The organism is Geobacter argillaceus (genome assembly GCF_007830735.1).
In the GTDB taxonomy this organism is placed as follows: domain Bacteria; phylum Desulfobacterota; class Desulfuromonadia; order Geobacterales; family DSM-12255; genus Geomobilibacter; species Geomobilibacter argillaceus.
Window position 1 is genome coordinate 56,350 of the sequence record NZ_VLLN01000007.1, and the last position, 18,846, is coordinate 75,195.

General features: G+C 57.0%; 20 protein-coding genes and 1 tRNA gene. 15 read left to right on the plus strand and 6 right to left on the minus strand.

Annotation, left to right across the window (positions count from 1 at the left end):
- The first annotated feature begins 37 nt into the window (after window positions 1-37).
- From JN12_RS07360 to JN12_RS07430, 15 genes are all read left to right on the plus strand, one after another.
- Complete coding sequence (locus JN12_RS07360; protein ID WP_145020493.1) at window positions 38-397, plus strand: ribosome-binding factor A; 360 nt, start codon at window positions 38-40, stop codon at window positions 395-397.
- Window positions 387-1,343 (plus strand): DHH family phosphoesterase, encoded by a 957-nt coding sequence (locus JN12_RS07365; protein WP_145020496.1) that lies wholly within the window; start codon window positions 387-389, stop codon window positions 1,341-1,343. Before JN12_RS07360 ends, JN12_RS07365 begins: the two co-directional genes overlap by 11 nt.
- The gene (gene truB, locus JN12_RS07370) at window positions 1,344-2,267 is read left to right on the plus strand and encodes a tRNA pseudouridine(55) synthase TruB (RefSeq protein ID WP_145020500.1); all 924 of its coding nucleotides are present in this window, start codon (window positions 1,344-1,346) and stop codon (window positions 2,265-2,267) included.
- A gap of 88 nt (window positions 2,268-2,355) precedes the next feature.
- On the plus strand, window positions 2,356-2,622 hold the full coding sequence (rpsO, locus tag JN12_RS07375; RefSeq protein WP_145020503.1) for a 30S ribosomal protein S15: 267 nt from the start codon (window positions 2,356-2,358) through the stop codon (window positions 2,620-2,622).
- Between the two features lie 240 nt (window positions 2,623-2,862).
- On the plus strand, window positions 2,863-4,959 hold the full coding sequence (gene pnp, locus JN12_RS07380; RefSeq protein WP_145020508.1) for a polyribonucleotide nucleotidyltransferase: 2,097 nt from the start codon (window positions 2,863-2,865) through the stop codon (window positions 4,957-4,959).
- Between the two features lie 119 nt (window positions 4,960-5,078).
- On the plus strand, window positions 5,079-6,335 hold the full coding sequence (locus JN12_RS07385; protein WP_145020511.1) for a M16 family metallopeptidase: 1,257 nt from the start codon (window positions 5,079-5,081) through the stop codon (window positions 6,333-6,335).
- A gap of 4 nt (window positions 6,336-6,339) precedes the next feature.
- Entirely contained in the window at window positions 6,340-6,789 is a 450-nt protein-coding gene (gene dut / locus JN12_RS07390; RefSeq protein WP_145020514.1) for a dUTP diphosphatase, read from the plus strand.
- Window positions 6,790-6,900: 111 nt separating this feature from the next.
- Window positions 6,901-8,010, plus strand: a complete 1,110-nt coding sequence (locus JN12_RS07395) for an aminopeptidase (RefSeq protein ID WP_145020517.1) — start codon at window positions 6,901-6,903, stop codon at window positions 8,008-8,010.
- Window positions 8,007-8,618, plus strand: coding sequence for an L-threonylcarbamoyladenylate synthase (locus tag JN12_RS07400; protein ID WP_145020520.1), 612 nt, complete (start codon window positions 8,007-8,009; stop codon window positions 8,616-8,618). Before JN12_RS07395 ends, JN12_RS07400 begins: the two co-directional genes overlap by 4 nt.
- 7 nt (window positions 8,619-8,625) lie before the next feature.
- On the plus strand, window positions 8,626-8,979 hold the full coding sequence (locus JN12_RS07405) for a hypothetical protein (protein ID WP_145020523.1): 354 nt from the start codon (window positions 8,626-8,628) through the stop codon (window positions 8,977-8,979).
- Between the two features lie 17 nt (window positions 8,980-8,996).
- Window positions 8,997-10,553 carry an NERD domain-containing protein gene (locus JN12_RS07410; RefSeq protein ID WP_145020526.1) on the plus strand — a complete coding sequence of 519 codons (1,557 nt, stop codon included), beginning with the start codon at window positions 8,997-8,999 and terminating at the stop codon, window positions 10,551-10,553.
- A 106-nt stretch (window positions 10,554-10,659) separates the two neighbouring features.
- On the plus strand, window positions 10,660-10,830 hold the full coding sequence (locus JN12_RS07415) for a DNA gyrase inhibitor YacG (RefSeq protein WP_145020529.1): 171 nt from the start codon (window positions 10,660-10,662) through the stop codon (window positions 10,828-10,830).
- 116 nt (window positions 10,831-10,946) lie between these two features.
- Window positions 10,947-12,350, plus strand: a complete 1,404-nt coding sequence (gene gltX, locus JN12_RS07420) for a glutamate--tRNA ligase (protein WP_145020532.1) — start codon at window positions 10,947-10,949, stop codon at window positions 12,348-12,350.
- Between the two features lie 66 nt (window positions 12,351-12,416).
- A tRNA-Gly gene (locus tag JN12_RS07425) sits at window positions 12,417-12,491 on the plus strand.
- Window positions 12,492-12,913: 422 nt separating this feature from the next.
- Complete coding sequence (locus JN12_RS07430) at window positions 12,914-13,579, plus strand: Bax inhibitor-1/YccA family protein (RefSeq protein WP_145020535.1); 666 nt, start codon at window positions 12,914-12,916, stop codon at window positions 13,577-13,579.
- Window positions 13,580-13,671: 92 nt separating this feature from the next.
- Here the strand turns inward: JN12_RS07430 and JN12_RS07435 are convergent, their stop codons facing one another.
- From JN12_RS07435 to JN12_RS07460, 6 genes are all read right to left on the minus strand, one after another.
- Entirely contained in the window at window positions 13,672-15,135 is a 1,464-nt protein-coding gene (locus tag JN12_RS07435) for a Fic family protein (protein ID WP_145020538.1), read from the minus strand.
- A gap of 346 nt (window positions 15,136-15,481) precedes the next feature.
- The gene (locus JN12_RS07440; RefSeq protein ID WP_407925378.1) at window positions 15,482-15,838 is read right to left on the minus strand and encodes a helix-turn-helix domain-containing protein; all 357 of its coding nucleotides are present in this window, start codon (window positions 15,836-15,838) and stop codon (window positions 15,482-15,484) included.
- 113 nt (window positions 15,839-15,951) lie between these two features.
- Window positions 15,952-16,581, minus strand: a complete 630-nt coding sequence (locus JN12_RS07445) for a hypothetical protein (RefSeq protein ID WP_145020541.1) — start codon at window positions 16,579-16,581, stop codon at window positions 15,952-15,954.
- A 201-nt stretch (window positions 16,582-16,782) separates the two neighbouring features.
- The gene (locus JN12_RS07450; RefSeq protein WP_145020544.1) at window positions 16,783-17,097 is read right to left on the minus strand and encodes a hypothetical protein; all 315 of its coding nucleotides are present in this window, start codon (window positions 17,095-17,097) and stop codon (window positions 16,783-16,785) included.
- Between the two features lie 7 nt (window positions 17,098-17,104).
- A complete protein-coding gene (locus tag JN12_RS07455; protein ID WP_145020547.1) occupies window positions 17,105-17,986 on the minus strand; it encodes a ParM/StbA family protein in 882 nt (293 codons plus the stop codon).
- Window positions 17,987-18,213: 227 nt separating this feature from the next.
- The gene (locus JN12_RS07460) at window positions 18,214-18,774 is read right to left on the minus strand and encodes a sigma factor-like helix-turn-helix DNA-binding protein (protein ID WP_145020550.1); all 561 of its coding nucleotides are present in this window, start codon (window positions 18,772-18,774) and stop codon (window positions 18,214-18,216) included.
- Window positions 18,775-18,846 lie beyond the last annotated feature (72 nt).

Below are 18,846 nucleotides of genomic sequence, written 5' to 3' on the forward strand. Positions count from 1 at the left end.
CGCTCCTCTTACCTCGTACCTCGTGCCTGAGGTTTTTATGTACAAACGTTCAGAAAAAGTAGGCGAAGCGATCCATGAAGAGGTTTCCCGCCTGTTGGTCAAAGGGATCAAGGACCCGCGGGTCGGTTTCGTGACCATCACCGGCGTCAAGGTGACCGATGACCTGCACCTGGCCACCATCTATTTCACCGTGGTCGGCAGCGACGAAGAGCGGAAGGCGACAGAGGCCGGCCTCAACAGTGCCAAGGGTTTCATCCGCAAGGAACTGGGCAAGACGATGCGGATGCGCTATACCCCGGACATTCTGTTCCGTTACGACGAGACGATAGCGTACGGGTCACGGATCGAAGGTCTGCTGAAGCAGATCCACGATGAGGCCGATCACGATGCTGAATGAGATTATCCGGGCCATCAGGTCGCACCATCATTTTCTGATCACGACCCATGAAGGCCCCGACGGGGATGCGGTCGGCTCCAGTCTGGCCCTGGCCAGCTATCTTCGTCTCCTGGGCAAGGATGTGACGGTCTACTCCTGTGATTCGTTTCCCGAGCTGTACCGTTTTCTGCCCGGGTTCGACAGTGCGGTTACCGAACTGCCGGACAAGGCGTTCGATGTCTGTTTCGTGCTGGATGTGGGGGAGTTCAAACGGGCTGGCCGCGAAATTGGCAGATCGCAGCGGTTGGGCAGGGTCATCAATATCGACCACCACAAGGGGTGTGATCGCTTTGGCGCCATCAACCTGATCGACCCCCAGGCCAGTGCCACCGGTGCGCTCATTTACCGGATCATCAAGGCGGCCGGAGATGCTGTCGATTATGAGACCGCGCTCTCCATCTATACGGCGGTCATCACCGATACCGGCTCGTTCCGCTACTCTAATGCCGATCCCGAAGCCTTTGCCATTGCCGGCGAGATGATCGCCACCGGCATCAATGCGTGGGACATTTCGGAAAAACTCTACGAAAGCCAGCCGAGGCAGCGTCTCGAACTCCTGGCCCAGGCACTTTCCACGCTGACCATCTCTCCCTGCGGCGCCTATGCGTCGGTCACGGTCACCCTGGAGATGTATGCCAGGACCGGTGGCTGTCCGGAACTGACCGACGGTTTCGTCAACTATCCCCGCTCCATCCAGGGGGTGGAAGTGTCGGTATTTTTCCGCGAGCTTGAGCCCGACAAGTACAAGGTCGGTTTCAGGTCCAAAGGCAAGGTTGATGTCTCCGAACTGGCTGCCGCGTTCGGTGGCGGCGGACATCACAACGCCGCCGGCTGTACGGTGGCAGGGGCCTACGCCGACGTCACCTCACGGGTCTTTGACCACCTCTCCAGGGCACTCAAGCTCTAAATGAATGGTTTCCTGATCATCGACAAGCCTGAAGGACTCACCTCCCATGGCGTGGTTCAGCGGGTACGCCGTCTCTGCCGTCAGCCCAAGGCCGGACACACCGGCACTCTCGACCCGTTTGCCACCGGTGTGCTCCCGGTGGCTCTCGGCACGGCGACCAGGCTCATCCCGTACCTGGACGAAGGTGTCAAGGAATATCAAGCCGTGATGCGTCTCGGTGAGGAGACCGATACCGGCGACCGCACCGGCATCGTCGTCCGGCATGGCGACTGGCAGGAGATAACCGCTGAGGCGGTGTTTGAACTAGTCAGCCGGTTTACCGGTGTTATCCGCCAGGTGCCGCCCATGCACTCGGCCCTGAAGCGTGACGGGGTGCCTCTCTACCGGCTGGCCCGTAAAGGGGTCACGGTGGACCGGCCGGCCCGGTCGATAACGGTATATCACCTGTCCATCGACAGTATCGCGTTCCCGCTGGTCACCTTTACGGTCAGCTGTTCGCGGGGAACCTACGTCCGGACTCTTGCAGCGGATATGGGGGAGCGTCTCGGCTGTTTTGCCCATCTGGTTGAACTGAGGCGGACCGCCAGCGGCCCATTTGCCATTGGCCGGGCCATTACGCTGGAGATGCTTGAGCAGGCCGTCCTGGGTACCGGGACTGAGGTGCCGCTCATCACGCCCGGTGCGGCGTTGAGCCATCTTCCCGAACTGGAACTTGCCGAACGGGGCGCGCAGTACGTCAGGCACGGTCGCACCCCGGACCCGGCCGACATTCTGACCGTTTCACGGCAGTCACTCAATCCCGGCGAAACGGTCCGTCTCTCCCACGGCGGCGAACTACTCGCTGTCGGGCGCTGCGGAGGCGACGGTCAGAACCTCCTAACCCTGCAACTATTGCGGGTTTTGCCGACCTTTCCCTTTACATGACCCGGCCAATGTGCTAATAACAAACGTTACGCCAAGTGGACGCTAACCATGCAACCATAATCAACTATACAGAAAGGGGGTGTACCAAGTGCTGGCTACAGACAAAAAGCAGGAGATCATCAAAACCTTCAAACTCCACGAGAGCGACACCGGTTCGCCGGAGGTCCAGATCGCGATTCTGACCGAAAGGATCACGTACCTCACGGAGCACTTCAAGATTCACAAGAAGGACCACCACAGCCGGCGCGGCCTGTTGAAGATCGTCGGGCAGCGGCGCAGATTGCTGGACTACGTCAAGAAGAAGGACGTGGAGCGGTACAAGGTAATCATCGAGAAGCTCGGTATCAGAAGGTAAAAAGAGGCAGTATACCTCTGACCGGATGGGGAGGTATATTGCCTTTTCTTTATTACTTGTGATGCATTACAACAACCGGTTGGGGGCGTGGATAAAACGGCTTAAGTCCGTGACTGGTAACTGGTGACTCGTGACTGGAAAAAGCAACGTCTTTACCAGTTACGAGTAACGAGTCACCGCTTTTGGGCCTTTTTCTCGACGGCCCCAACACCACAGAAACGGTGAGGAGACCGATTAATTATGTTCAACACCCAGACAGTAGAACTGGAATTCAGCGGCAGAAAGCTGTCCATAGAAACCGGCAAGATGGCCAAGCAGGCCAATGGCGCCGTGGTTGTGCGCTGCGGTGACACCACCGTGCTGGTAACCGCCGTGGCCAGCAAATCTGCAAAAGAGGGGCAGGATTTCTTCCCCCTGACCGTCAACTATCAGGAAAAGGCCTATGCCGGCGGCAAGATTCCCGGCGGCTTTTTCAAGCGGGAAGCGCGACCGTCCGACAACGAGACCCTGACCTGCCGGCTCATCGACCGGCCGATCCGCCCCCTGTTCCCGGAAAACTTTCTCAACGATACCCAGATCATGGCAACCGTGGTCTCTGCGGACCGGGACAACGATCCCGGCATCCTGTCCATGATCGGCGCTTCCGCTGCCCTGCATGTCTCCGATATCCCGTTCTTCGGCCCGATAGCCGGGGTACAGGTCGGCCGGGTGAACGGCCAGTTCGTGGCCAACCCGACTGCCGATGAACTGGCCCTCAGCGACATCGACATTGTCGTTGCCGCCAGCAAGGATACGGTGTGCATGGTGGAGGGGGGCGCTGCCGAGGTCTCCGAGGATGTCATGCTGGAGGCTGTTTTCTTCGGCCATGCAGCGGTACAGCCGATCCTGGTCGCTCAGGAAGAACTGCGCGCCAAGGCCGGCGTAGCCAAGCGCGATGTGCCCCCTGTCGTGGTCGATGAGGCTTTGAAGGCGAAGGTCAAGGAACTGGCCTACGCTCAGATGAAGGAAGCGGTACGTATCAAGTCCAAAGGGGACCGCCACAACCGGATCGACGTCATTGCGGCCGAGACTATTGCGGCCCTGAGCGGTGAGTTCGAGGGACGCAACAAGGAGATCAAGGGATTCCTGGGCGACTTCGAATACGAACTGGTCCGCGAGCACATCCTGAAGGACGGCGAGCGGATCGACGGCCGCGATACCCGGACCATCCGCCCGATCATCACCGAAGTGAACCTGCTTCCCCGCGCCCATGGTTCGGCCCTCTTCACCAGGGGCGAGACCCAGGCCCTGGTTGCTGCCACCCTCGGCACCTCCATCGACGAGCAACGGATTGATTCCCTGTACGGCGAATCCAAAAAGCGGTTCCTGCTGCACTACAACTTCCCGCCGTACTCAGTGGGCGAAACCAGCTTCCGCCTCGCCCCGGGCCGGCGCGAGATCGGCCACGGCGCCCTTGCCGAACGGGCACTGGTACGCGTTCTTCCGAAGCATGAGGACTTCCCCTACACGATCCGGGTTGTGTCCGACACCCTGGAGAGCAACGGTTCCTCGTCCATGGCCACGGTTTGCGGCGGCTCCCTCTCCCTGATGGATGCCGGCGTGCCGATCAAGGCTCCCGTAGCCGGCATTGCCATGGGACTCATCAAGGAAGGGAATGACGTGGCGATCCTGTCCGACATCCTCGGTGACGAGGACCACCTGGGCGACATGGACTTCAAGGTGGCCGGGACTGCCGAAGGTGTGACCGCCCTGCAGATGGACATCAAGATCACCGGTGTCACCCGGGAGATCATGCAGACCGCCCTGGGCCAGGCCCGCGAGGGACGGTTGCATATCCTGGGGAAGATGGCAGAGTCTCTGGCCACACCCCGCAACGATCTGTCCGCCTACGCACCGCGCATCACCACCATCTGGATCAAGTCCGACAAGATCCGCGACGTCATCGGTTCCGGCGGCAAGACGATTCGGAGCATCACCGAGGCGACCGGGGTCAGCATCGATATCGAGGACAGCGGCAAGATCAATATCGCCAGCCACGACAAGGACGCCTGTGACCGGGCCATCAAGATGATTCGCGACCTCACGGCCGAGGCCGAAGAGGGCAAGCTCTACATGGGCACCGTCAAGAAGATCATGGAGTTCGGCGCGTTCGTGGAAATCTTTCCCGGTACCGACGGTCTGGTTCATATCTCCGAACTTGACACCACCAGGGTGAAAAACGTTACCGATGTCCTGAACGAAGGGGATAAGGTGCTGGTGAAGTGTATCGGGATCGACAAACAGGGGAAAATCAAGCTCTCCCGGAAGGAAGCCCTGGGCGCGACGCTCCCCGAATAACCTGAATACCGGCGGGCTCGCCTGCCGGTTATTGTTTGGAAAAAAGGGGCGGCCTGCGGACCGCCCCTTTTCCTTGTGCCAGCAGTTGCGAATCGAACGAGGGCAGGTATATTTCATTCATGATCTCCAAAACAGTTCTCAATAACGGTATCCGGGTCATTAACCAGTACATCCCCCACGCCCATTCGGTATCCATCGGAATCTGGGTGGCGAGTGGCTCCAGGCACGAATCGCCGTCCCGGAACGGTATCGCCCATGTCATCGAACATCTTCTGTTCAAAGGGACCAAAACCCGCTCGTCCCTGGATATTGCCCGTGAGATCGATTCGGTCGGCGGCGTCCTGAACGCCTTTACCGGCAGGGAGTTCGTCTGTTACTACACCAAGGTTCTGGAAGAATACCTTCCCGGTGCAGTGGGGCTCTTGGCGGACATCTTTCTCAACTCGGTCTTTGACGAAGATGAGATCGACAAGGAGCGGAAGGTGATCCTGCAGGAGATCCGGATGCTGGAGGATAGTCCGGACGACTTCATCCACGACCTGTTCCACCAGAACGTCTGGAAGGGGCACCCACTGGGGATGCCGATCATCGGCACCGTAGAGACAGTTGAGAGCCTGACCCGCGACGACATCGTTGCCTATCAGCGCGAGACCTATCGGGCCGGCGATATCATCATCGCTTCGGCCGGGAAAGTCACTCATGATCGACTCCTTGAACTCCTGAACAGTGTTTTTGACGCCGTTCCCAGCGGCGGCGGTACCGACAACGGCACGCCTCCACCTTACGAGAAGCGGCTGGAGCGTGTGCAGCGTGACCTGGAGCAGGTCCTGATCTGCCTCGGGACGAAAGCGCTGCCCCAAAACCATCCCAAGCGTTTCGAGGCGCTTATCCTCAACACGATCCTGGGCGGCAGCATGAGTTCCCGACTCTTCCAGGAGGTCCGGGAAAAAGAGGGGCTGGCCTACTCCATCTACTCCTACCTCGCCTCCCATTCCGACGCCGGGACCCTGGTGGTCTCGTCCGGCACCTCGAAAGACAAGGTTTCCCAGGTGCTGGACATTCTGTTGCGCGAGATGCGCCGGATCAAGAACGAGCCGGTAGGTGCGGACGAACTGGATGCTGCCCGGGCACTGCTCAAGGGGAATATTCTCCTCTCCCTGGAAAGCAACGACAACGTGATGTCCAAGTTGGCCAAAAACGAGATTTATTTCGGCGCCTACCAACCGCTGGAGAATATCATCAAGGGGCTCCAGCAGGTGACGGTTCAGAGCCTGCTGGAACTCTGTCAGGAGATCCTGGACGACCGCTACCTGACGCTCCAACTGATGGGCGATCTGGAAGGTATTCCAACCGATCCCGCTGAGTTGACGCTCTAACCCTATGCAGCACATTCCCGTTCGCATAAAGCGCCTGCGTCCGTCCGGCGCGCACCCCTTACCCCGCTACATGACCGACTCGGCGGCCGGTATGGATCTCTGTGCCGACCTGACGGACGAGATCCGCCTGGAGCCGGGGATGCGGATACTGGTCCCAACCGGCATCGCCATTGCCGTTCCCGAAGGATACGAGGCCCAGATCCGGCCCCGGAGCGGTCTGGCCATCAAGCATGGTGTCACGCTGGTGAACGCGCCCGGCACCATTGACGCCGACTACCGGGGCGAGATCGGCGTGATCGTGATCAATCACGGCAGCGAGCCGTTCGTGATCAGGAATGGCGAGCGGATTGCCCAGATGATCGTGGCGCCCGTGGTGCGGGCAGTGCTGGTGGAGGTCGACGAACTGGACGATACCGTCCGTGGGACTGGCGGGTTCGGTCATACGGGACGGTAGAAACCGGTGACTGGTTACTCGTGACTCGTGACTGGTAAAGGCGGGAGCGGGATCAGGGCCGGTTTGGGGTAACGATTCACGGGTAACCAGTAACGAGTCACGGGGGTAAGCGTGAAGGATCCGAGAATCAGACAGTGGGCGGAGGTGCTGGTCAACTACTCGACCCGGGTGAAAAAGGGGGATGTGGTACTCATCAGCGCCTCGGGAGCGGAGGCCCTTCCGCTTGTGAAGGAGCTCTATATCCTCTGCCTCGAAAAAGGGGCCCGCTATGTCGAGTACGAATTCAGCTTTCCCGAGCTTTCCCGGCACTTCTTCAACAGCGCCAGGAAGGAGCAGCTCAACTACTTTCCCGAGCACAAATTGGATTTCATGAAGAAGGTGGATGTCTTCATTGCCATCTCGGCGGCTGACAACACCATGACCCTTGCCCAGGCCGATCAGGCTGCCATGATCACCTACGCCAGGGTTACCCGTCCGATCAGTGACTGGCGCGTCAAGAACACGCGCTGGGTCATTACCCGTTATCCGACCTTTGGCGCGGCCCAGGATGCCAAGATGAGCCTGGAGGAGTACGAGGACTATGTCTTTGCCGCCTGCTGCATCGACTGGCAGACCGAATCGAAGAAGCAGGAAAAGCTGAAGCGCTATATGGACCGGGCCGACCGGGTCCGGATCAGGGCGACGGACACCGATCTATCCTTCAGCATCAAGGGGTTGCCGGGCATCAAGTGCGACGGCCGCTTCAATATCCCCGACGGCGAAGTCTTCACGGCGCCGGTGCGGGAATCGGCGGAGGGGTACATCACCTACAACTGTCCGACCCTCTACCAGGGGAAGGAGTTCAATAATATCCGCCTGGAGTTCAGCAAGGGGAGGATCGTCAAGGCCACGGCCCAGGGGATGGACGAGGCGCTGAACAAGATCCTCGACACCGATGCTGGGGCCCGTTATGTCGGCGAGTTCGCCATTGGCGTCAACCCCGGGATCCGCAGCCCCATGCGTAACATCCTCTTTGACGAGAAGATCTTCGGCTCGATCCACTTCACCCCGGGGCAGTGCTACGACGAGTGCAACAACGGCAACAAGTCGGCGGTCCACTGGGATATGGTGAAGCTCCTGGAAGGTGACGGCGAGATCTGGTTCGACGACGTGCTGATCCAGAAGGACGGACGCTTTGTCCCCAAGGACCTGCAACCGCTCAACCCGGTTGACGCGCCATGATGATCAGCATCCACCCCGAAGATCCCCAGCCACGCCTTATCTCCCAAGTGGTTGATATCCTTATGGGTGACGGAGTGATCGCCTATCCGACCGATACCACCTACGGCATCGGCTGCAGTATCTTCAGTAAAAAGGGGATCGAGAAGATCTATACGATCAAGCAGCGGGAGAAGAAAAAACCGTTTTCCTTCATCTGCGCTGATCTTTCCGAGGTAACCCGCTACGCCAAGGTGAGTAACTTTGCCTTCCGGATCATGAAGCGGTTGTTGCCCGGTCCTTACACCTTCGTGCTGGACGCCACGAGTATTGTCCCCAATCTGCTGGTAACCAAGCAGAAGACCGTTGGTATCCGGATCCCGGACAACCCGGTCTGTCTTGCCCTGGTGAAGGCGCTGGGGAACCCCATTGTCACCACGAGCGCCAACCGTTCGGGCGAAGAGCCGATCGGCGATCCCTATATCGTCGAAAGCGAGATGGGAAAGCAGCTCGACTGCATCCTCGACGGCGGCCTGTTGCCGCCCGACGTCAGCTCCGTGGTCAGCCTGATCGGTGATTACCCGGAGGTGCTGCGCCAGGGGATCGGTGACGTGAGCTGGGTGGAGGGGTAGGGGGGGAATGCGCCGGTCAACGGTAAAACGCGGGCTCAACTTCCTGATTGCCGCCGTGGCGCTGATCACGGTCGGATCGTATTATCACACTTGGGTTGCCCGACTGTTGTTCCTGTCGCCCCGGGCTTCGGCCCAATTCGTCTCGCTGGCCTTTTTCTGGGGCGGAATGTTCGGTGCGATCGGTATCCTGATCACGATCTTCGGCTTCCTTCGCCCGGCTGGCAGAGAGCCGCGCAGCAGCCTGTTGCGGCCCCTGCTGCTGTTTCTCGGCATGGTTGTTCTGTTCTTTTACCTGTTTTACTCAACCCTCAGTTCCGACGAGCCGCCCCCCCTCAGGCCCGGGGAAACGTTGCTGATCTGAGGCACGATGCGACGCCTATGAAAGAAATAAACCGTATCCGCATACTGTCCGCTTTCCGCCTGTTGCTGGTCATAGGGATGGCTGCCGTCATCGCCACCCTTATCAATGCGGACATCTTCGCTGATTTCAAGCAACAGCGTCTGCTCCGCATTCACACTGCCGACCTGAAAACCCTTGCCGAGCAGATGACCATTAAGCTTTCCTACTTCATGGAGCGGGGTGACCAGCTCCTGGTCCAGCAGATCATCGATGCCGACTTTGGACTATTCGGCTATGTGGTAACCGACTGCAAGGCTACGTCCATGGCCTGTCCGGAGCAACAGATACTGTTCGTTTCCGGGCCGCGTTCCGGCTGGTACCGACAACCAACGAAGAGCGACCTTGCCCGTGAATCGTTTACGGTGTTGCGTCACCTTCCCGATCCAGGGACGGGCGGGGGGGGAGAAATCATCGGTCGCCTCTACGTCCTGAAAAACATTCCGCTCAGCTTTGCAGAAGATTACCGGCTTTGGCTGTCGGCCCCGTCGCGCAAGGTAGGAGTGCACTCCTACTATCTGCGGACAATGGGAGCCTTTTTGTCCGGAGGGACACTTGTCTGGTTGCTAGTCGAATTGCTCTTCAGGAACATCCGCCAGCGAAGGATCGCCCTGCGCCAGCGTGAGGCGGAGATCATCTCCCGGGCAGATGGCTACCTGCGCCAGCTCAAGGAGCGAAACCAGCAATTGGAAGATACTGAACGGCAGATGCGCGAGCAGTCCGAGCTCTCGGTACGCCGGATCAGGGTGCTGGAGCAGCGGGTTCGGGACGACGAGGAGTATTCCCGGCTGGCTGAGGAGATCATTGCCGAACTGGAGGACAAGGCGGCCCGGCAGTCGCTCAAGTACACCGATGAGCTGGAGCGGACCCGTCAGGAGATCGAGCAGTTGGAGCAACGGGTTGTCCGGTTCGAAGCAGCCCCCAAGCAGGCGAAGGAGGAGTCCTACAAGGCGCTCGTTGACGTGGTGTCGCCCCAGTTCTCCAACAGCTTTGAACAGCTGATCCATGAGGCCATCAGCGCCAGTTCCCACTTTGCCCGGGACGAATGGCGGCTGTTGCGCAACTTCGACGTGGCTGTGGGGCGCAATTTCCGCCAGTTCACCGATTTCATCCTGGTGAGCCGCAACTGTGTCGTGATCCTGGAGGCGAAATACTATCTGGGCAGGATCGTTTCGGATGGGGACATCCTGAACGATGTCTGGTACAGCCGCTCCGGGAGCGACCGGAAGAAGATCGACTGCCTCTGGGGCGAGAACCCGTATCACCAGCTCAACGAATACTGCATGAGCCTGATGAAACTCATCAAACAGCGCAGCCCTTGGGAGCTCCCGGTCTACGGGGTGATCGTCTTCCCCGACGAGGCGGACACGACCGGGCTGGGCGAGCATCTGGGCAGGTTTTACCGCATAGCCCGCCTCTTGCAGATGGTGCCGCTTCTGGAAAGGCTCCAGGCCGAGGCCAGGCGCCACCAGGGCGGAACGAAACGGCCGTCAACCCTGCAGGTCGAGCATATGCTGAAGGGGCGAAAGGTCCCCTGAAAGGCTCACGGGGATTGACTTTCCTGTCCTCATGGCGTTAATATTCACACCGTTCTGGCTCCCCGGACATTATGACTGGGGATTTTTTCTTTCAAAAAAGGTGATTATGCTCCGCTGTCCCACGTGCCGCAACGAGACGACCTGGCAGGATAACCCGTTTCGCCCCTTCTGTTCGGAGCGGTGCAAAATGGTCGATCTGGGGCGCTGGGCCAAGGAGGAGTACCGCATCCCGGACAGACCGGCCCCGGAAGCGGATGATCCCGAAGAAGGTCCATAGACCTGTCATCCGGATGGAAACGCAAAGCCGTAGAGACACTGAGATGGTCAGGTATTGTGACTTGGCGTCGTTTTTGTCTTTGCAATAACAGTTACTTTTTGTCACAAGGAGTTCCGATGTCTGATGTCCGTCTCCGTTTCGCCCCGAGCCCTACCGGCTACCTTCATGTAGGAGGTGCCCGTACCGCCCTGTTCAACTGGCTTCTCGCCCGCAAGATCAAAGGAACCTTCATCCTGCGGATCGAAGACACCGATGTGGCCCGTTCCACCCAGGAGTCGGTGGACGCCATTCTGGACGCGATGAAATGGCTCGGCCTGGACTGGGACGAGGGACCCTTCTACCAGTCGGAACGGTTCCCGCTCTACAAGGAGCATGTGGACAGGCTCCTGGCCGAGGGGAAGGCATACCGCTGCTACTGCACCACCGAGGATCTGGAGGCAAGGCGGGAGAAGGCGCTGGCCGAAGGGCGAAAGCCCAAGTACGACGGCACCTGCCGGGAGCTTGGTCACGAAATTACCGGTAAACCGTATGTGGTGCGCTACCGGGCGCCCCAGGACGGCGTCACGGCGTTCAATGACCTGATCAAGGGCCAGATCTCTTTCAATAACGACGAACTGGACGATCTGATCATCCAGCGAACCGATGGTACGCCCACCTACAATTTCGTCGTGGTCATCGATGACGCCACCATGGGGGTTACCAAGGTGATCCGGGGAGACGACCATGTCAACAACACCCCCCGCCAGATCCTGCTCTATCAGGCGCTCGGCTATCCGGTGCCGGAGTTTGCCCATGTGCCGATGATCCTCGGGGCCGACAAGACCCGTCTCTCCAAGCGGCACGGCGCCACCAGCGTCATGGCCTACAAGGACATGGGCTTTCTCCCCGAGGCGCTGGTCAACTACCTGGTGCGGCTGGGGTGGAGCCACGGCGACCAGGAGATCTTCACCCGCGAGGAGCTGATCGAGAAGTTTGCCATTGAGCAGGTGGGGCGCTCCGCCGGGGTCTTCAACCCGGACAAGCTGCTCTGGCTCAATGCCCATTACATCAAGACCGGCGATCCGCAGCGGTTGGCCGACCTGTTGGTACCATTCCTGAAGGAGCGTGGCGTTGATCCGGAAGGGGGGCCGGCTCTGCCGGCAGTGGTGAAGACCTTGCAGGAGCGGGCCAAGACCATGCTGGAGATGGCCGACGGTGCCATCTTCTATTATTGCGATGATTTTGCCTACGATGCGTCGGCTGTGGAGAAACACGCGACCCCGGCGGCTCTGGTGCTACTCTCGTCCTTGGTCGAGCGACTGGAGAAGCTGCCCGAGTACGGGCACGCAGCGTTGGAGGCCCTGTTCAAGGGATTCTGCGATGAGCAGGGGGTAAAGTTCGGCCAGATCGGCCCAGTGGTGCGGATCGCCCTGAGTGGCGGCACGGTCTCGCCGGGAATTTACGAAGTCATCGAGGTGCTGGGTCGTGATCGGGCACTTGCTCGTTTCCGCCGGGCCATTGCCGAGCTGGGACCGCAGTAATGGTCCTTCCGGAAGCAAAAAAAAGTTGACAAAAGCGTGGTCGGTAGGCTACAAAACCAAATGCATGCGGGAATAACTCAGTGGTAGAGTGTCAGCTTCCCAAGCTGAAGGTCGCGGGTTCGAATCCCGTTTCCCGCTCCAATAAAAACAAGGACTTAGCCGACATGGTTAAGTCCTTTTTTCTTGCTTTGGTGGCTTTTGTTTCCGTTTTTGTTTCCGTTTGGCAGAAAAAACACCTAGAAAAAATGTGCGTCAACCTGAATATTTTTGAAACCCGAATCCCACAGAAAGTCTGTCCCATGCGGATTGCTCCGGTAGGAATCTATTTCCCCTGACCGGAAGAAATCCTGAAGTCCGGACTCGAAATATTACGCGATGGACCTCGCAATTCAGCTGCTTGTCACCGTTGTATCCGTTTTTGTATCCGTTTTACTGAAAAGATGATAAAAAACAGGCTGATAGCGTGGATGTTTTGTGGTCGGAAACGATATGGAATGAATAGAAGGCAAACAATCCAGCTAAACTGCCCGAAAATCGGGTCAGAATTTTCCAGGAGGTAAGAAATGAGCATCCCAGCACATTCACGGTCTTATGAAATGGCAAGGGACAATACAATTGGCGCAGTTTACGGGTGGATGGCTGCCGGTCTCTGTTTGACAGCGCTCGTTTCGGTGGCAGTCGTCAGTTCACCGGCGCTTTTCACCATGCTCTTCAGCAACAGGGCGGTGTTCTTTGGACTCTTCATTGTTGAACTGGGGTTGGTCTTTGCGATCAGCGGATTCGCGCTCCGCATGGGAGCGACCATCGCCGCTCCCCTCTTTCTGCTCTATTCGGCACTCAACGGCGTGACGCTCTCAGGGATATTCCTCATTTATACCGGTCAGTCCATATCCTCCGCGTTCTTCACCACGGCCGGGACCTTCGCCGTGATGAGCGTCTACGGCCTTACCACCAGGCGCGACCTGACTTCTCTCGGCTCGTTCTGCTTCATGGGGCTGGTGGGAATCGTCATCGCCTCGATCGTCAACATCTTCCTGCACTCCAACATGCTCCAGTTCGTCGTCAGCGGCATTGGCCTGATCGTCTTCATTGGCCTCACTGCCTACGACACCCAAAAGCTTAAGGGGGCCAGAGGCGGGGCAGCGGTTGCCGGCGCCCTGGCGCTTTACCTCGATTTCGTCAACATGTTCCTTTTTATCCTGCAACTGTTCGGGAGCAGAAGGGACTGACTATCGGCGTATGTCCAACGAGGAATCTGTAAGAAGGGGGAGCCTTTTGGCTTCCCCTTTTTTGAAGGCGAGACCGTCCAATAAATTCCTTACTAACTCGCCGCGGGCATCCGCAGTTTTACGGTATCCTCTGGTTTAGCAAAAGCGTTGCATGCCCTCACAACCTCGATAGCTCGGTCCAAGTCCGAGACATCAATCCTGTACAGAAACTCCTGCACGTATTCGAGCTGCTTGATGAACGGTATGGGATCCGCTTCGTTCGTCATGCGTTTCAACCCGGAAAGGTATTCGTTCCTGAATACTGATGGGATAATGATCCTTGTCTCTCCCTTGGCAATGAGCTCAGCGTTCATCATTGCCCGCGCAACACGTCCGTTGCCGTCATCAAAGGGATGAATGTCGGAGACGATGAACATGATCGCCAACGCCCGGGCAAACGGCTCACGAAGGCCGCGGTAGAACTCGAACCCCTGGCGGAGCGTACCGATGACGAGCTCTGGCTCCACGAACCGTGTCAGTCCAGCAATGTTTGGCTTCAGCTTGAACTGCCCGGGTCGTTTGTCCGGGCGGCCTTCCAGGATTATGGCGTGCCGTCGGGTCAGGATCTCCAGAAATTGATCGAAATCTCCAGGGATCGTCATCATCTCGTCGATACTCCCCACGATCCTGTAGGTGCCGAGGATGTCATGCCCATCCTCCGGTCGATCCACCGGTACGGTCCCTGACTCAACGATCTCCCGCGCCTCTTCGACCTCGAACTCTGTCCCCTCGATGAAGTTTGAGAAGTATGCATCAAAGAAGCCGGCGTTGTAGAAGATCTGCCGGTCTCCGACCGGCATCGGCCGCTCCCGGAATACCTGATCCGCCAAAGCCGCCCGGAGTAGCGCGAAACGCTCTGCGGCTCGAGGATCGTACCCCTCTCCGACGCTGTGCGCCCTCGAAAGCGGTGAGACAAGGTGTGCCTCACGCGTCCCGAGGATGGCGCCGATCAACTCGTCAAGTTTCTTTGCCTCGGCCTCCATTCCGAGCGCCTTTGCGACTTCGCGGGCCTGGTCGCGAAGCCTGTTCAATGCCACCTCGCCACCGCTTTTCAGGATCCCGACAAGCCTTTCTTCCAGTTCTTTACGCGGCAGCACCTTTGATTCGCCACCTTTTTCTTTCGTTGGCGACAGGTTTTCCAGGTACGCTCTTTCCCGGCAAGCGGCAAAAAGGCCCAGCATAGGCGAGTCCCACTTTGACAGATGTCCAGGACCGGCGAGGACGACGATCTCGACTCCGGGGAGCTTGATGATGCGCGGCTTCTCCCCGGTGACGTAGAGCCGCCCCCCAGGGGAGATCTTGTTTTCCAGGGCCGAGCGGTGGCTGACAACAGCTCCTGGGAGCAGAAGCGAAACGATTTGCCAGACGTTCTGTCGAACCAGGCGCTCCGGGTCGTCTTGCATGTTACTTGTGTACAGCCGCGGGCCGATTTTTCGGACCTTGCCGGCCTTTGCCGCCCTGGAGATCTCGGCACTATGTTGTGTGTCAGACAAGAACAGCAGGGGAAATTTTTTCATAAGAGCCACCCCTCAGCAGCAGATCATCCAACTTTATTTGATAACAAGCGGTATTTTACAAATTTTATCACTTAACGTCAAAATATTTTTTTAAAGTAAAAAATAACCTTATAAAAATGGTTGCCGCTTATTCGCTGGGCACGAACTCGCGGCGAACAGGGATCATGACTCAATCCTCTTCTGCGAGGTAAAGGGACTGAAAAGCAGGTAGGTCCAGACATACTGGGTGCGCTCAGGGAAAAGGCACGCAGGGTGAAGTGGGGAAGCGTCAGTAGGGCCGAACAGGATTCACGGCCGGACTGCTGGAGCAGGCGCTAAAGAAGGGCGTATTTCTCTTCAGGGAGGATCAATCCTTGCTGCAGGGAGAGTAAAGATCGACTCCTGTCGGCGGCTTCCTGCGCGGGGCTCGTTTCCGGTGGGGGAGTGATTCATCTTGTAGCCGACGCCCTAGAGCATCCTCCTTGGCTATTAACGACAAATCTTCAATCAAGAGTAAAACACGAAGTACATTGACGTATATCCCAATTGAAACAGATGGATCACCGTTCTCGACCTTGTAGAGCGTCGGACGCGAAATATCAGCCCTGGCACAAACCGTTTCCATGGAAAAGCGGCGACGAAGCCGCGCATCCTTGAGACGTTGTCCCAGAGCCTCCATTTCTTTCGCCGAAGCTGGATAGATTGTAACGGTTCTCTTAGTCATAACGGTGATTATTATTTACATAAAATGGCAAAATTGTAAAATATAATTATCGTTAAAGCGTGTCGCAAAATAGCAAAGCATTCACGGGGCTACACTGGTCCCCTCAGGGAGCTTTATATCCGGCACCCTGCTTCCAACCGCACCAGCATCAGTCCAAAGTTGTGACTCACCTTGAGATTCCTGATCGCGTCTTCCATGCTTAACCCATATCCCCGCACGGTGCGGTTCTCAACCTTTTCGGCGCGGTAGCAGAGCTCCTCTTCATCCCAGATGACGTTGGCTTCCAGCTTGTTCGATGGACATTGTGGCGGGTGGACATAGTCAGGGTATTCCTTGAGCTTGCGCATCTTCACATAACAGCCTGGAAAGTCCCGCCGCACGGCATCCAGCACCGGACCATCGGCGTTTTCTCTGATGGCATGTCCAGCGTCCCAAATGTCGAACTCCCAGCCGGCGCACCATTTGGCAAAGGAGAGCGACCGTCTGGAGAGGTAGGTAGCCAGAACAGGAGGTACGGAATCCTTTGCCGGTCGGCCCCGTTTCCCCTGGTTGATTACCCGATGTTTTACGAGAACGGCGTGGGCGTAATCTGCCTTCTTGGAACCGATGATTCTGGTGATTTCAACAACGGAAAACCCCTCTCGGTAAGCTGTGCAGATTCGATCCTCGACCAGATCGAAGAGTTGCTGATGCCCGGATAGAACATGGAAGCGATAAGCAATGATGGCTGTCTTTGACGGCATGGTGCGAGTCCTTCTAAAGTCTGTTATAGATCACATTTATTTCATAAATGTATATAGAGAAATTCCCGGCCGATTCACTTCCGATTTGGTCCACTTTCGGATGCTTTTCCGGGTATATTTGGGTTAGCTCTTTTGGGGACAAATATGGAGCCATCGTTTTTTTCATATCGGTTACCATCAGTCATTCGATTTCTCCCGGGACTACTTCAGAATTTTTTCCATAACATCACAGCAAGAGTCTTTTGCCTGGTTGGAGGCAGGTGAGGGGAAATCGTTCCGTGCCTTGGGAGCTGAATCCTTAAGTTGTTCAACCGGATTAACTTTATGAGTCGGCTGCAAAGATGACGAATTGTCCCGGCACATGAGGTCGATCACCTGTACCCCCATCTCCGATGCGAGGAAATACTTGAGCGCCTCTTGTGTGAATGCAGCCTGCTTCCGGCTTTTGCGCAACAGCGAGAATGCTTCGACAATGACAGGATCATACGTATTCAGCTTTATGGTGAATTGGGGCATATCCAGCTCACTTTCCACTGGCAAGCGATAGGAAGCCCCTGGCGTTGGCAAATTCAGGCTCGGGAAGGATAACGACCTCGATGTTCTTGGCCGGGAATTCATCCTTGAGCAGGGCGGCGCCACCACCGAACAGCAGCACCCGCTCAAAATCGGCATGCATTCCTACGTGTGCCTGCAATTCCCCCTGGACATCCCTGATGATATGCTCAATGTAGGCAACTCCAGCTTCGTGGATCTCTTTAGTGACATCATGCCGCTCGAAGCCGTACTGGAGATAACCCTTCTCGATCAGGAACGCTATCTCGACCGGCGTGAAGGTTCCTGATGGAGCAAGGCTCTTGATGCGTGGGAGAAGGAAACTCGTTGCCATCTGATGGACCCCGCGTTTGTTGAGGGTCTTGCCGTGGATGATCTGTTTCCGTTGGGGGGAGAACAATGTGAAGATGATGGTGTTGAATCCGATATCGATGCCGAGCACGTTCCCTGTCGGGCGTTCATCCAACTTGTCCAGGTAGTCCCTGAGACCGCCCAGACCCTGGGGGAATATGGCGACTTCCTTGATCGCACCACCGGTCAACGACTTTGCCAGCGCCGGGACCGCTCCGCCAGGTCTGTGCTGCTCTTGCCAGAAGGAATAAGGGAGGCCGACGGCAAGCAGTAAGTCGCCTTCGGTCGCCGCCACCTTTTGGCAATGTTCGACGAAGACCGGGTAATACCGTACCAGTTCTTCCATCGTTTTCAGGTAAGAAGAACCGGAAGACAACAACGCTTCTTCCCCTATCAGCAGATTCTCCCCGTTGTAGCTGAAGGCGGAAATTATCCTTCCCTGCCGTTCGCTGTAAATCCACTTTGCCGATGAAAATCCGAGATCACAAACCAGCACGTCCATGATTGTCTCCTCTTTTGGTTCAGATGATGGGTGACTCAATCCCCCTGCATATATAATCACGATGGGGGGAAGGTGATTGGACAACAAATTGGTGCATTTTTTGGTAAAAAGACACCAAGGCCCCGATCATGGCGACAATTATGGACTTGAAACAGTACCCAATAATGGATACTTGAATCCCGGATACCAAAATGGAACCATTCACGGCACCATAGATGGCAAAGTTGCTATCGAAGTCGGCTGGGGTCGATGGTCCCCTTCATGACAAGTGCTTTCAGCCTCCTATGTGCCCTGCCGATAATGTCACGGACGTTGGCGACTGAACACCCGAGACGCTCGGCAATCTCGTAATTGGAAAGCCTGCCTTCATCCGAAATCCCCAGGGACATGTGGAGGATTTGCTGTTCCTTCTCGGTGAGGAAATGACAGACCGCGTGATAGATTGCCTCTATGTCGGGCTTCTTTCTCCGTCTCTTCGTGCGCTGCTTCATGGAGATAGAATCGAGATCAACCGAACAGAGGTGTGAAGGCACAGAGTTCGATCCATTCGAGCTGTCGTCTGGATTCGGAGTAAACAGGCTTATCTGCCTGCGGAAGATTTTCCAGAAGGCCGCTTCAAAGGAGATTTCCTTTGTTTTGACGCGCAGGGTGGCAATCATCGCCGCCTCGAAAGCTTCCTGCATGTAGTCGCACTCTTCGTATGGCGAAAAGTTGCGATACTTGACAATGTTCCCCTTGATGACCGCTTCATTCTTTCTGACCCATTCAACCGCTGCTAAATAGTCCATATTCTCTCCTTGAAAATAAAAAAAGCCGGCCTCGGAGACGTACTCCGATGACCGGCTTTGCCATGGCTCTAG

Excerpts from the sequence above, each read along its gene's own strand:
- JN12_RS07360 (WP_145020493.1), top strand. The coding sequence starts at position 38 with ATGTACAAACGTTCAGAAAAAGTAGGCGAAGCGATCCATGAAGAGGTT.
- JN12_RS07365 (WP_145020496.1), top strand. The coding sequence starts at position 387 with ATGCTGAATGAGATTATCCGGGCCATCAGGTCGCACCATCATTTTCTG.
- truB (WP_145020500.1), top strand. The coding sequence starts at position 1,344 with ATGAATGGTTTCCTGATCATCGACAAGCCTGAAGGACTCACCTCCCAT.
- pnp (WP_145020508.1), top strand. The coding sequence starts at position 2,863 with ATGTTCAACACCCAGACAGTAGAACTGGAATTCAGCGGCAGAAAGCTG.
- JN12_RS07385 (WP_145020511.1), top strand. The coding sequence starts at position 5,079 with ATGATCTCCAAAACAGTTCTCAATAACGGTATCCGGGTCATTAACCAG.
- dut (WP_145020514.1), top strand. The coding sequence starts at position 6,340 with ATGCAGCACATTCCCGTTCGCATAAAGCGCCTGCGTCCGTCCGGCGCG.
- JN12_RS07400 (WP_145020520.1), top strand. The coding sequence starts at position 8,007 with ATGATGATCAGCATCCACCCCGAAGATCCCCAGCCACGCCTTATCTCC.
- JN12_RS07405 (WP_145020523.1), top strand. The coding sequence starts at position 8,626 with ATGCGCCGGTCAACGGTAAAACGCGGGCTCAACTTCCTGATTGCCGCC.
- JN12_RS07410 (WP_145020526.1), top strand. The coding sequence starts at position 8,997 with ATGAAAGAAATAAACCGTATCCGCATACTGTCCGCTTTCCGCCTGTTG.
- JN12_RS07415 (WP_145020529.1), top strand. The coding sequence starts at position 10,660 with ATGCTCCGCTGTCCCACGTGCCGCAACGAGACGACCTGGCAGGATAAC.
- gltX (WP_145020532.1), top strand. The coding sequence starts at position 10,947 with ATGTCTGATGTCCGTCTCCGTTTCGCCCCGAGCCCTACCGGCTACCTT.
- JN12_RS07430 (WP_145020535.1), top strand. The coding sequence starts at position 12,914 with ATGAGCATCCCAGCACATTCACGGTCTTATGAAATGGCAAGGGACAAT.
- JN12_RS07435 (WP_145020538.1), bottom strand. The coding sequence starts at position 15,135 with ATGAAAAAATTTCCCCTGCTGTTCTTGTCTGACACACAACATAGTGCC.
- JN12_RS07440 (WP_407925378.1), bottom strand. The coding sequence starts at position 15,838 with ATGACTAAGAGAACCGTTACAATCTATCCAGCTTCGGCGAAAGAAATG.
- JN12_RS07445 (WP_145020541.1), bottom strand. The coding sequence starts at position 16,581 with ATGCCGTCAAAGACAGCCATCATTGCTTATCGCTTCCATGTTCTATCC.
- JN12_RS07450 (WP_145020544.1), bottom strand. The coding sequence starts at position 17,097 with ATGCCCCAATTCACCATAAAGCTGAATACGTATGATCCTGTCATTGTC.
- JN12_RS07455 (WP_145020547.1), bottom strand. The coding sequence starts at position 17,986 with ATGGACGTGCTGGTTTGTGATCTCGGATTTTCATCGGCAAAGTGGATT.
- JN12_RS07460 (WP_145020550.1), bottom strand. The coding sequence starts at position 18,774 with ATGGACTATTTAGCAGCGGTTGAATGGGTCAGAAAGAATGAAGCGGTC.